Origin of the sequence: Bifidobacterium phasiani (assembly GCF_019331775.1) — a bacterium.
GTDB lineage: Bacteria > Actinomycetota > Actinomycetes > Actinomycetales > Bifidobacteriaceae > Bifidobacterium > Bifidobacterium phasiani.
Genome location: NZ_JAHBBD010000008.1, coordinates 38,072 through 51,013, shown reverse-complemented (window position 1 = coordinate 51,013; position 12,942 = coordinate 38,072). Strand labels below are relative to the sequence as shown.

12 protein-coding genes are annotated in these 12,942 nt (G+C 68.8%); 10 read left to right on the top strand and 2 right to left on the bottom strand.

The window, feature by feature from the left end; all coding sequences use genetic code 11:
• The first annotated feature begins 253 nt into the window (after positions 1–253).
• The 10 genes from KIH73_RS04850 to KIH73_RS04805 all read left to right on the top strand — a co-directional run bounded on the left by KIH73_RS04850 (position 254) and on the right by KIH73_RS04805 (position 10,710).
• Entirely contained in the window at positions 254–1,255 is a 1,002-nt protein-coding gene (locus KIH73_RS04850; RefSeq protein ID WP_219081134.1) for a shikimate dehydrogenase family protein, read from the top strand.
• Positions 1,255–2,190, top strand: a complete 936-nt coding sequence (gene rapZ / locus KIH73_RS04845) for an RNase adapter RapZ (protein ID WP_219081210.1) — start codon at positions 1,255–1,257, stop codon at positions 2,188–2,190. The genes KIH73_RS04850 and rapZ overlap by 1 nt, the downstream gene beginning before the upstream one ends.
• A 182-nt stretch (positions 2,191–2,372) precedes the next feature.
• Complete coding sequence (whiA, locus tag KIH73_RS04840; RefSeq protein WP_219081132.1) at positions 2,373–3,320, top strand: DNA-binding protein WhiA; 948 nt, start codon at positions 2,373–2,375, stop codon at positions 3,318–3,320.
• A 163-nt stretch (positions 3,321–3,483) separates the two neighbouring features.
• Entirely contained in the window at positions 3,484–4,689 is a 1,206-nt protein-coding gene (locus KIH73_RS04835) for a phosphoglycerate kinase (RefSeq protein WP_219081129.1), read from the top strand.
• 86 nt (positions 4,690–4,775) lie between these two features.
• Positions 4,776–5,570, top strand: coding sequence for a triose-phosphate isomerase (tpiA, locus tag KIH73_RS04830; RefSeq protein ID WP_219081127.1), 795 nt, complete (start codon positions 4,776–4,778; stop codon positions 5,568–5,570).
• 157 nt (positions 5,571–5,727) lie between these two features.
• Positions 5,728–5,955 carry a preprotein translocase subunit SecG gene (gene secG, locus KIH73_RS04825; RefSeq protein ID WP_219081207.1) on the top strand — a complete coding sequence of 76 codons (228 nt, stop codon included), beginning with the start codon at positions 5,728–5,730 and terminating at the stop codon, positions 5,953–5,955.
• 154 nt (positions 5,956–6,109) lie between these two features.
• Positions 6,110–7,060: an L-lactate dehydrogenase gene (locus KIH73_RS04820; protein ID WP_219081125.1), complete on the top strand. Its 951-nt coding sequence runs from the start codon at positions 6,110–6,112 to the stop codon at positions 7,058–7,060.
• A gap of 91 nt (positions 7,061–7,151) precedes the next feature.
• Positions 7,152–7,985, top strand: a complete 834-nt coding sequence (locus KIH73_RS04815) for an HAD family hydrolase (protein ID WP_219081123.1) — start codon at positions 7,152–7,154, stop codon at positions 7,983–7,985.
• A 116-nt stretch (positions 7,986–8,101) separates the two neighbouring features.
• Positions 8,102–8,869 (top strand): GNAT family N-acetyltransferase, encoded by a 768-nt coding sequence (locus tag KIH73_RS04810; RefSeq protein WP_219081121.1) that lies wholly within the window; start codon positions 8,102–8,104, stop codon positions 8,867–8,869.
• A 263-nt stretch (positions 8,870–9,132) separates the two neighbouring features.
• A complete protein-coding gene (locus tag KIH73_RS04805) occupies positions 9,133–10,710 on the top strand; it encodes an aminotransferase class I/II-fold pyridoxal phosphate-dependent enzyme (RefSeq protein ID WP_236022592.1) in 1,578 nt (525 codons plus the stop codon).
• Between the two features lie 70 nt (positions 10,711–10,780).
• Here the strand turns inward: KIH73_RS04805 and KIH73_RS04800 are convergent, their stop codons facing one another.
• Positions 10,781–12,100, bottom strand: coding sequence for an ATP-binding protein (locus KIH73_RS04800; protein WP_219081119.1), 1,320 nt, complete (start codon positions 12,098–12,100; stop codon positions 10,781–10,783).
• Positions 12,100–12,810, bottom strand: coding sequence for a LytR/AlgR family response regulator transcription factor (locus tag KIH73_RS04795; RefSeq protein WP_219081116.1), 711 nt, complete (start codon positions 12,808–12,810; stop codon positions 12,100–12,102). Before KIH73_RS04795 ends, KIH73_RS04800 begins: the two co-directional genes overlap by 1 nt.
• Positions 12,811–12,942: the final 132 nt, after the last annotated feature.

Sequence of the window (12,942 nt, the reverse complement as noted above, 5' to 3'; positions counted from 1 at the left end):
GGCCCTCCAAACCCCGCGCGACCGCCGCCACACGCAGCCGCCGCGACCACGCGGAATCCCGCAACCATATGCCCGCCCTTGCAGCCATGCGCGTCGCCATGACCACGTGAATCCCGCAGCTAGGCACACCTCACACCTCCACGACCGCGCCTGCCGCCGCAGCCGCGCATGCCCCGCATCCGAAATGTAAAGTTACTTGACGTATCAGCGCGTCCATCGGCTAGCATGGTACCGAAACGGCAAAGGAGGGGCCATGACGGTCGTGAACCATCGGTGCGCGGTGCTGGGAAGGCCGATCGCGCATTCGCTGTCGCCGGTGCTGCACAACGCGGCGTACCGCGCGCTCGGACTGGAGGACTGGTCGTACGGCCGGCATGAGGTCGGGGAGGGCGACCTGCACGGCTTCCTCGCCGGACTCGACCCGTCGTGGTCGGGCCTGAGCCTGACGATGCCGCTGAAACGAACGATCCAGTCGTACGGCACGCCCGACGATTCCTGGGCGCGTCGGCTCTCCGTGGCCAACACCGTGGTCTTCGACTGGGACGCCGTCTGCCCGGCGGACGCGGGCCTGCCCGCGATGCGGCTGTACAACACGGACGTCCCCGGCATCGTGCTGGCGTTCGAGCACGCCATAGGGGCCGACGCCAACCTTGATGCGATCGCCGGCGGGACCGCCCGAGCCGCAGACCCCGAGGGCGCGGCGCCGCGCGGCGCCCGGGGCGCGGACGCCGCCGATGCCGCCCCGGATCGGGACGGCGGCGTCGCGGTCGTGCTGGGCAACGGCAACACCGCCATGTCCGCGGTGGCGGCCTGCACGATGATGACGGCGCCGCGCGTCGGCCGCATCGTCGTCGCCGCCCGCCACCCCGAACGCAACGCCGACGCGTTCCACGCCCTCGCCGAAGCGGCCGGCAGGTCGCTTCGGATCGTCGCGCTCGACCGGGCGCCGGCCGAGCTGGCTCACGCCGACGTCGCCGTGAGCACGATGCCCGCGCATGCGGCCGACCCCATCGCGGCCGCCATCGCCGGCGGGGAGACGCCGGCGCCCCGCGGCACGCTGCTGGACGTCGTCTACGACCCGCGGCCCACCGCGCTGATGTCCGCGTGGGCGGAGCGGGGCGCGCGCGCCGTCGGCGGCCAGGAGATGCTGCTGTACCAGGCGGTCCTGCAGGTGTGGCGGATGACCGGAGGCGACGCGGCCGTCCTTGGTATCGTGGAGAAGCCGATGAGACAAGCGCTTGAGGAGGCGTTGTGATGTTCCGACAACCGATCGTGCAAGTCAACGCGGACCAGCCGGCCTCGGCGGGGGAGCCCTCGCCGGCCGACGGGTTCGAGGTCCTGCTCATCACCGGCATGTCCGGGGCGGGGCGCTCCTGCGCGGCGAACAGCATCGAGGACATGGGCTGGTACGTGGTCGACAACATGCCGCCGAAGCTGCTGGTGCCGCTGGTCGACATGATGACCAACTCGTCCTCGAAGATCCACCAGCTGGCGTGCGTCATCGACGTGCGATCCCGCAGCTACTTCGACGACCTGTCCCAGGTGCTCGGCCATCTGGACGACCTGGGCGTCAGGACGCGCATCCTGTTCCTGGACGCCAGCGACGAGGTGCTGATCAAGCGCTACGAGTCGGTCCGCCGCCCGCACCCGCTGCAGCAGGGCTCGCGTCTGATCGACGGCATCGACGAGGAGCGCACGCTGCTGGAGGGGCTCAAGGAGCGGGCCGACATCGTCATCGACACCTCCGCGCTCAACCTCCACCAGCTGAGCACCAAGCTGTACGAGGGGCTGCTGGGCGCGGGCCCCTCGACGGTGTCCGTGCACATCTTCAGCTTCGGGTTCAAGTACGGTATCCCGATCGACGCCGACTTCGTGGCGGACGTGCGCTTCCTGCCCAACCCCTTCTGGGTGCCCGAGCTGCGCGAGCTCAACGGCACCGACAAGCCCGTCAGCGACTACGTGCTCTCGAGCCCCGGGGCCGAGGACTTCCTGGACGCGTACGAGAAGGCCATCGCCGTGGCCATCGAGGGATACGCCCAGGAGGACAAGCACTTCGTGACGATCGCGGTCGGCTGCACCGGCGGCCAGCACCGCTCGGTCGCGATGAGCGAGGCGCTGGCGAGGCGTCTGCGCTCGCGCGGGCTGTCGGTCACGGTGTCGGCCCGCGAGCTGCCGAAGCGGCATAACTGAACGGACGACGGGACGCCTTCCGCCCAGCGACCATATAGCGAACGGATTTCATCCGCATGGCGGTAGGATGGTCGGAGGTTGTCCAAGTCGTTGGGTATCACTGAACCCCGGTACAATCGTGGGTTGGACGTCCGAAACATGTTGGAACACTGGAGAAGAACGGGATAGTAGGAGGTTGGCTCTTGGCGCTTCTGGATGATGTCAAAAGCGAGCTGGCTGCAATCGACAACGAGCTTCCTGCCGCCAAGAAGGCGCAGGCCACCGCGATGATCCGCTTCGGAGGCGGTCTGCGTCTGGTGCAGCGGCAGATCATCGTGCAGGCTCAGTTCGATTCGCTCGAGGCCGCGAAATGGCTTCAATCCACCATCAGAAACCTGTACGGCCACGAGGCCGGCCTGACCCAGGTGGCCCGCCAGACCCCGAACGGCGTGGTCCAGCGCTATCTGGTGCAGGTGGAGCGCGGAGGCGCGGCCCTCGCCCTGCAGACCGGCCTGCTCGACCGGCGCAAGCACCTCGTCCTCGGCCTGCCCGCCGACATCATCAGCGGCAACATCGCGCAGGTCAAGGCCGCGTGGCGCGGCGCGTTCCTGGCGCACGGCGGCCTGTCCGACCCGGGCAAGGCCAGCTACCTGGAGATCGTCTGCCCGACCAACGAGGCCGCGCTGGCCCTGGTCGGCGCCGCCCGCCGCCTCGGCGTGACCGCCAAGCCGCGCCAGCTGCGCAGCTCCGAGCGCGTGACGCTGAAGGACCCGGACGCCATCGAGCGCATGCTCATGCTGATGGGCGCGCCCCATTCGGCCCGCGAGTGGACCGGCAAGCGCTCCGACGGCGAGGCCCGCGGCAAGGCCAACCGCCTGGCGAACTTCGACGACGCGAACATGCGCCGCAGCGCCAAGGCCGCGGCCGAGGCCAGCGACAAGGTGCGCAAGGCCTTCGAGATCCTGGGCGACGATATCCCCGAGAACCTGCGCGCGGCGGGCCAGCTGCGCCTGGACCACGGCGACGCCAGCCTCGAGGAGCTCGGCCGCCTGGCGAATCCGCCGATCACCAAGGACGCGATCGCCGGCCGCATCCGCCGCCTGCTGCAGCTCGCCGACAAGACCGAGAAGGCCCGCGCCCAGAACCAGTGAGCGCCGCAGGCCGACCGGCATCGGGACCCGTGACGCCCCGGATGGCTCCGCGCCGTCCGGGGCGTCGTTCATTCCCAGCGTGTCACCGGACCGTGATGTATCATTCGTAAGTGGCATACCAACGCCATTCCACGCATTCTGCGGCTAGGAAAGGATCTGATACATGAAGACACTCAAGGATCTTGGAGATCTCAAGGGCAAGCGCGTCCTGGTTCGCGCCGATTTCAACGTCCCGCTGGACGGCACCACGATCACCGACGACGGTCGCATCAAGGCTGCCCTCCCGACGATCACGACGCTGCGCGACGAAGGCGCCAAGGTCATCCTGATGGCCCACCTGGGCCGCCCGAAGGGCAAGGTCGTCCCCGAGCTGAGCCTGGCCCCGGTCGCCGCCCGCCTCGGCGAGCTGCTCGGCATCGAGGTCCCGCTGGCCGAGGACACCTACGGCGAGGACGCCCAGGCCAAGGTCGCCGCGATGAACGACGGCGACGTCGTCCTGCTGCAGAACGTGCGCTTCAACCCGGAGGAGACCAGCAAGGATCCCGAGGAGCGCGCCGCCTACGCGAAGAAGATCGCCGCCCTCGGCGACGTCTTCGTCTCCGACGGCTTCGGCGTCGTGCACCGCGCCCAGGGCTCGAACTACGACGTGGCCACCGACTTGCCGGCCGCCGCGGGCCTGCTGGTCGAGAAGGAGGTCACCGCGCTGTCCAAGGCCACCGAGAACCCGGAGCGCCCGCTGACCGTCGTGCTCGGCGGCTCGAAGGTCTCCGACAAGCTCGGCGTCATCGAGAACCTGCTGGGCAAGGCCGACCGTCTGGTCATCGGCGGCGGCATGGTGTTCACCTTCCTCAAGGCCAAGGGCTATGAGGTCGGCACCTCGCTGCTCGAGGAGGACCAGCTCGACAAGGTCAAGGGCTACATCGAGACCGCCGAGAAGAACGGCGTCGAGCTCGTGCTGCCGACCGACATCGTCGTGAACCCGGGCTTCCCGGCCGGCGACACCCCGGTCGCCCCGGAGGTCGTGCCCGCCGACGCCATCCCGGCCGACAAGATGGGCCTGGACATCGGCCCGGATTCCCAGAAGCTGTTCCACGACAAGATCGTCGACTCGAAGACCGTCGTGTGGAACGGCCCGATGGGCGTGTTCGAGATCAAGGAGTTCGCGGCCGGCACCGCCGCCGTGGCCCAGGCGCTCGTCGACGCGACCGCGGCCGGCGCGTTCACCATCGTCGGCGGCGGCGACTCCGCCTCCGCGGTGCGCAACCTCGGCTTCCCGGAGGACGGCTTCTCGCACATCTCCACTGGCGGCGGCGCCTCCCTCGAGTTCCTCGAGGGCAAGGAGCTGCCGGGCCTGAAGGTGCTCGCCTGATATCCGCCCGGCTCCCGTCCGCGGCCGTTCGCCCCATGGGCGCGCGCCGCAGGCGGGAGCCTGCCATGTCATAAGGGAGGAACGCCATGCCATCGACCCGCACGCCGCTTGTGGCCGGCAACTGGAAGATGAACTTCGACCACCGCGAGGCCACGTATTTCGTCCAGAAGTTCGCCTGGCTGCTGCGCGACGCGAAATTCGACTTCAGGCGCTGCGAGGTCGCGCTGTTCCCCCCGTTCACCTCGATCCGCAGCGTGCAGGTGCTGGTCGAGGCCGACCGGCTGAGGATCCGCTACGGAGCGCAGGCGGTGTCCGTCACCTCGCAGGGCGCGTTCACCGGCGACGTCTCCGCCGACATGCTCGCCCACCTGGGCTGCTCGTACGTGATCGTCGGGCATTCGGAGCGCCGCAAGTACCACCCGGAGGACGACGCGAACATCGTCGACCAGGTGCGCGCGGTGCTCGCCGCGGGCATGCAGCCGATCCTGTGCGTCGGCGAGAGCTTCGAGGAGCGCCGTCAGGGCATCGAGCTCGACTTCGCCGTCAGCCAGGTGCACGACGTGACCCGCGACCTGTCCGTCGACGAGGCGGCCAAGCTGATCGTCGCCTACGAGCCGGTCTGGGCCATCGGCACCGGCATGGTCGCCACCCCGCAGTCCGCGCAGGACGCGGCCCGCGCCATCCGCGAGCACATGCGCACGCAGTTCGACGCGAAGACCGCCGACGCGGTGCGCATCCTGTACGGCGGGTCGGTCACCTCGCGCAACGCCGTCCAGCTCATCCAGGAGCCGGACGTCGACGGCTTCCTGATCGGCGGGGCGTCCCTGGACCCGGACGAGCTCGCTCTGATCGCGCGGCTGGCGCTCAAGACGGCCCGCTGAGCCGCGAACGCGCCCGGCGGCGTGGGGACATCGCATCGTCTTTTCTTCTTTTGCGCGACAATGCCGCCGTTGTTCACCGGGTTGCGCTATTCTAGATGGCAGTGTCTAACGAACTGGAGGTACACCCGTGGGTGTTTGGGATATCGTCGAGCTGGTCATGCAGATCTTCCTGGTGCTGTTCAGCGTGCTGCTCACGCTGCTCATCCTGATGCATAAGGGCAAGGGCGGCGGCCTGTCCGACATGTTCGGCGGCGGCCTGACGCAGAACGCCGGCACGTCCGGCGTGGCCGAGAAGAACCTGAACCGATGGACCGTCATCATCGCCCTGCTGTGGGTGGCGCTGATCATCGCGCTCGGTCTGATGACGAAGTTCGGCGTGATCTGATCCGTGATTCGGGCCGGCGCCCGTGTATGACGTTCGCGACCCACGGTGCCCGGCACCGCGGGTCGCTTTGCTATGGCATGATTGCCGGAGGCGGTGCGGCGCGCCGCCGCGGATCCGGCGCGGGGCACCGCATGAGGAAGGGAGCGTGGGGCGTATGGTCACCATGAACAGGAACAAGGTCGTCGTCATCGGGGCCGGCACCGTGGGCTCGACGGTGGCGTTCGGCCTGGTCAGCCACGGCCTGTGCAACGAGGTCGCGCTGATCGACCCGGACGCCGGCCGCGTGCTGGGGGAGAGCCACGACCTCGACGACGGCAGCGAGTTCTTCGAACGCCACGTCTACGTGCACGTCGGCGACTACGCCGACTGCGCGAACGCCGACATCGTCGTGGTCACCGCGGGCCGCCGCCCGCCGCAGGGCGCCACGCGCCTGGGCGAGCTGGGCTTCACGGTCGGCATCGTCGGCGGCATCGTCGACAGCGTGATGGCCAGCGGCTTCGACGGCGTGCTCATCATGGTCTCGAATCCGGTCGACGTCATGTCGTGGTACGCGTGGAAGCGCAGCGGGCTGCCGCGTTCGCAGGTGCTGGGCACCGGCACCGCGCTCGACACCTCGCGACTCAAGACGATCATCGGCGAGGAGACGGGGCTCGACCCGCGCAACGTCGGCGGGTTCGTGATGGGCGAGCACGGCGACTCGCAGTTCGTGCCCTGGTCGACCGTCTCGCTCGGCGGCAAGCCGTTCGCCCGGTTCCTGGCCGACAACCGCGACCGCTTCGCCTCGGTGTCCACCGAGGAGCTGGAACGCAAGACCCGCGACCGCGGCAACGAGATCAAGGACGCCAAGGGCGGCACGAACTACGGCATCGCCTCGACGGTGGCGGGCATCGTGCAGACGATCCTGTGGGACGAGCGGCGCATCGTGCCGGTCTCCACGCTGCTCGACGGCGAGTACGGCGAGCACGACGTGTTCCTCGGCGTGCCGACCGAGCTGCGCGCCAACGGCGCGAACGAGATCGTCGAGCTCGAGCTGCTGCCCGAGGAGCGCGAGCGGCTGCACCGGTCGGCCGAGATCGTCCGCTCGTACTGCGAGGGGCTGCTCTAGCGCCGCGCCGGGACGCGACCGCCCGCCGGCCGTATCCGTATCCGCCCCCCATGCCACGCATCGACCGCACCCGCCGACGGAAGGACCGCCCATGCACCACGAACCGCGACTGATCGTCGCCGACCTCGACGGCACGCTGCTGCACGACGCCGACGTGTTCGAGGACCGCTACATCACCCGGCGATCGATCGACGCCATCGACCGGATGCACGACCTGGGGTACCGCTTCGCCATCGCGACGGCCCGGCCGGTGAGCACCGGCTACGAGTTCGTGCGGCGGCTGCCGGTCGACGCCTGCGTCTACCTCAACGGCGCGCTCATCGACTTCGACCCGGCCGCCTCGGACTACGACATGCTGACCGCCGGCGCGCTCCCGGAGGACGGGCACCTGTGCAAGGTCGGATTCTCCTCGCAACGCGCCGCCGACGTCTGCCGCTTCCTGCTCGACGAGATCCCCGGACTGAAGGTCGGCATCGTGATGGACGACGTGCGGTACGTCAACTGGGACATCTCCGACATGTGGAAGACGCAGGCGTTCGTGCTCACCGACTTCTCCGACGTCCCGCCGGGGGTGGCGGACAAGATCATCGCCGTCCCCGAGCCGGGGCAGTGGGACGCGCTGCGCCGGCTGGTGCCGCCGGACTTCAGCCTGCACGTCAGCGAGAACACGCTGGCGATGCTGATGAACCCGCTGGCCAACAAGGAGCACGCGCTCGGCGAGCTGTGCGCGCGGATGGACGTGCCGCTGGAGGACACCGTCTCGTTCGGCGACGACGTCATCGACATCGCGATGCTCAGGCGCTCCGGCAGGGGCGTGGCGGTGGCCAACGCGAACCCGCGGGTGCTCGCCGTCGCCGACGACGTCTGCCCGTCCAACAACGAGGACGGCGTCGCGCAGTGGATCGAACGGATGCTGCTGCGCTGAGCGGGGGAGCGATGTGACCCGGGCATGGGCCCGGATCCCGTGGCGCCGCGGCGGGCGCCCCATCCGCCGCTTGGAGCGGTGGACACGCACGACGACAGGGGAAGGGAACCGACATCATGACCGCATTCGACAACGCCGCCGTCATGGCCGTCGCCAAGCGGCAGTCCGCCATCGACCTGGGCTGCGACCCCGGCGACTTCGACCGCGACGGGCCGGTGGTCGTCGAGTCGAGGGCCGACCCGCGCGCACGGCGCTATCTGCGGCTGCCGTTCGCCTGCGACCTGGTGTCGTACGGCTCCAACGTCGTCGCCTCCGTGGACGCGCGGCACCGCGGACTCGTCGCCGGCTATCTCGACGGCCGCGAGCCGTTCCGCTGCTTCGAGACGCCCGCCATCCACCGGCTGGACGACGCGCTGCGCCCGCACGGGCTGCGCGTGTGCTTCCAGGCCGAGTACTTCCTGCCCGATCCGGACCGGATGACGGCCGCGCCCTGCCGGTACGGCACCGCCGTGCTCGGGCCCGACGACTTCGCCGGGCTGTACGTGGACGCGTGGTCGAACGCGCTGTGCGCGGAGCGCCCCGAACTCGACGTGCTCGGCGTCGGCGCCTACGACCGCGGCGAGCTGATTGGTCTCGCGGCGTGCTCGGCGGACTGCGAGGACATGTGGCAGATCGGCGTCGACGTGCTGCCAGCGTACCGCCGGCAGGGCGTCGCCTCGGCGCTGACCGGCATGTTGGCCGCGGCGATCCTGGAGCGCGGCAAGGTGCCGTTCTACTGCTGCGCGTGGTCGAACATCCCCTCGGCGCGCAACGCGATCGCGTGCGGGTTCCGCCCGGCGTGGGCCGAGCTGACGCTGCGGCCCGAGGCCGAGTGCCGTTTCTAGCGCCGCATGGCGCGCCGGCCGGCGGGCCGGATCGCCGGAGCGGTCACGGGCGGGGCCCTGGGCGACGTCACGGGATACCGGCGTATTCCCACAGAAATACCGGCGTATTCCCGCACAGCCGCCACGAATTGAACTTTTTCGCACCCGCCGCAGTCCGCATATTGAACTCGACACACAAAGCGTTGAACTCATGTCACCGTCCGTCGCTACACTGTTGAACCAGCATCATGGAAATTGAACCAACTACGGCATCGGAGAGACGGATGGACCAATCGACGTTCGCGGCGCGACTCAGGGCGGCGATGCAGACCGCCGGCCTCAAGCAGGTCGACCTGGTCAACCGGGCGCAGGGCAGCGGCGTCAAGCTCGGCAAGAGCCACGTCAGCCAGTACGTCGGCGGCAAGACCGTCCCCCGTGCCGACGTCATGCGCTTTCTTGCGCGGACGCTGGGGGTCGACGAGGCCTGGCTGCGCGACGGCGCCCCGAACGCGTCCGCGCCGTCCACGGAGCCCACGACGCGCGGCAAGGCTGACGGCGCAACGGACACGACGCCGTCCGCCGCCTCCATGGCTCCCACCTCCGCGACCACCGCACCGACCACCACCCATCAGCCGAAAGGAACTCCCATGCGCCGGTTCTCGAAATCATCCAAGCTCGACAACGTGCTCTACGACGTGCGCGGTCCCGTCGTCGACGAGGCGATGCGCATGGAGGCCGACGGCACGAACGTGCTCAAGCTCAACATCGGCAACCCCGCGCCGTTCGGCTTCCGCACCCCCGACGAGGTGGTCTACGACATGCGCCAGCAGCTGACCGACTGCGAGGGGTACTCGCCGGCCAAGGGCCTGTTCTCCGCCCGCAAGGCGATCATGCAGTACGCGCAGCTCAAGGGCCTGCCGAACGTGTCGATCGAGGACATCTACACCGGCAACGGCGTCAGCGAGCTGATCAACCTGTCGATGTCGGCGCTGCTCGACACCGGCGACGAGGTGCTGGTCCCGTCGCCCGACTACCCGCTGTGGACCGCCTGTGTGAACCTCGCCGGCGGCACGGCCGTGCACTATGTGTGCGACGAGCAGTCCGAATGGTATCCGGACATGGACGACATCCGCGCCAAGATCACCGACCGCACCAAGGCGATCGTGATCATCAACCCGAACAACCCCACGGGCGCGCTCTACCCGCGCGAGGTGCTGCAGCAGATCGTCGACATCGCGCGCGAGCACCAGCTCATCATCTTCTCCGACGAGATCTACGACCGCCTGGTCATGGACGGCCTGGAGCACATCTCGATCGCCTCGATGGCGCCCGACCTGTTCTGCGTCACGTTCTCCGGCCTGTCCAAGTCGCATATGATCGCCGGCTACCGCATCGGCTGGATGGTGCTCAGCGGCAACAAGCGCGTCGCGACGGACTACATCGAGGGCCTGAACATGCTGTCGAACATGCGCCTGTGCTCGAACGTGCCGGCGCAGTCGATCGTGCAGACCGCGCTCGGCGGGCACCAGAGCGTCAACGACTACATCGTGCCCGGCGGCCGCATCTACGAGCAACGCGAGTACATCTACGAGGCGTTGAACTCGATCCCCGGCATCACCGCGGTCAAGCCGAAGGCGGCGTTCTACATCTTCCCGAAGATCGACGTGAAGAAGTTCAACATCTCCAACGACGAGCAGTTCGCCCTCGACCTGCTGCGCGACGAGAAGCTGCTCATCGTGCAGGGCAGCGGCTTCAACTGGCGGCAGCCCGACCACTTCCGCATCGTCTACCTGCCGCGCGTCGAGGTCCTCAAGGACGCCACCAACCGCCTCACCGACTTCCTCTCCTACTACCGCCAGTAGCAGTTCCCACCTTTCCTGAAAAAACGTACATCTCAGCGTGCTGAGATGTACGTTTTTCAGGGAAATGGAATCAGGAGCGAGGGGAGGACGCGCGGGCGGTGAGCACGGCGTCGAGGTGGAACAGCCCGTCCTCGGCGCCGACGGTGAGCACCCCGCCGTGCCCCTCGACGATCGAACGGATCGAACGCATGCCGAAGCCGTGGTATCCGGGGGAGTCCGTCTTCGTCGTCACCGGCAGCCCGTCGCGGAACCGCGGGGCCTGCGCGCAGCGGTTCTCCTCGTGGATCGAGACCATCGACCCCTGCCGGCGCACGACCAGCGTGATGTCCCTGCCGGCCTGGGCGGGCATCCGGTCCACGGCCTCGATGGCGTTATCGAGGATGTTGCCGAACAGCGCGTAGATCTCCGAGGAATCCAGGAACGACAGCGCCCCGCCGTCCGCCATGCAGGTCAGCTCGATGCCGCGCTGGTCGCACAGCAGCCGCTTCTCGGTCAGGATGACGTCCAGCGCCCGGTTGCCGCTGTCCACGCTCGAATCGTAGATGTCGACGGCGTCCGCCAGCTCGTCCAGCGCCTTGCGGTCCGCGCGCGCCCCGCCGTCGCCCAGCCGCCGGATCTGGTACTTCAGGTCGTGGCACTTGCGGTTGATCAGGTCGATCGTGCGCGACGACATCTCGAACTGGCGCCGCTGCTCGGCCAGCATGCGCTCCATCACGCGCATCTCCAGCTCGAAGCCGCGGTTCGTCACCAGCGTGAACAGCACGTACAGCAGGAACAGGCACACCAGCACGTTGTACATCGACAGCAGCAGCAGATAGCCGGCGTTGTGGTCCGTCCGGTCCAGCTCCATGATGAACAGCCCGATGACGATGTCCACCAGTATCGCGATCGTCGACACCGCCAGCATCGCCCGGCTGTCGATCGCGATGCGCCCCTGCCGGCGGATGCGCGGCGAGAGCACCAGGTAGCAGCACGCGTACAGCGCCGCCGCCATGGCCAGGTGCAGCATCGTCGCCAGCGGCGGCCACGGCATCGCGTCGTAGACGCCGGTGCACTGCAGCATGTCGTTGAACCCGGAGACGCCGTGCTGCAGCGTGTAGCCGACCACGGCGTTGAACAGCGTCACCCACCCGGACTCCCGGTAGCAGCACGCCAGCCCCGTCCAGGCCAGGATGAAGAACGACCCGTACACCAGGCTGCCGTACAGCACGAACCGGTCGGGCAGGTACTCCATCGGCACGATGACGGCCCACAGCAGGCAGCAGCACACCGACAGCGCCACCCTCCAGCCGAAGTGGCCGCGGCGCTCGTTCCACCCGGCGAACAGGTGGCCGCCCGCCACGACCTCGACCATCGTCAGCAGGTTGATCAGGTGGACGTTGTCCGTCATCAGCGCATGCCTCCCATGTATCTGGCGATCGCCTCCATCGTGGCGCGGCGGCGGGCGCGGCTCACGGCGAGCGCGGTGCCGTCGTCCAGGACGAGCCCCTCGTCGCCGAAGCCCGCGACATGCCGCATGTTCACCAGATAGCACACGTTGCAGCGCACGAAACCGGCGTCCTTGAGCTCGCGCTCGCGTTCGGCCACCGACCCGCGGGAGCGCAGCTCGCCGTCGGTCAGATGGTAGGTGAGCTCGTGGTTGCGCACCTCGATGTAGCGGATGTCGCGGGTCTCGACCACGTGCAGGCCGTCGTCGGCGCGCACGGAGATCCCGGCGCCGCGCTCGCGTCGGACGGCGCGCAGCGCCCGGGTCATCTTGAACTCGAAGTTGGAGTACGACACCGGCTTGACGACGAAGTCGAGCGCGTGCACCCGGTACCCCTCGATGGCGTACTGCGCCAGGCTCGTGATGAACACCACCGGCACGTCCGCGCGCCGCCGCCGGATGCGCCGCACGGCCTCCATGCCGTCGATGCCGGGCAGCTGGATGTCCATGAACACCAGGTCGGCCGCCTTCGCCCGGCCGTCCAACAGGTCCTCGGCGGTGCGGTGCACGCTCACGTCGAAGCCCACCCCGTGGTCGGCGGCGTACCGATCCACGTATCGGCGCAGCAGCCACGCCTGCGCCTCGTCATCCTCGACTATGGCAAGTTCGATCATATTCCACCAGCTTTCGACGCGAACAATCTACCACGCGCCGCGCGGGGGCGGGAAATCGCGGCGCCGGCGCCGACCGACCACGACGGGAAAACGACAGGTGGTGCCCGGGGCCCGGCGCGTCGCCGCGCGCAC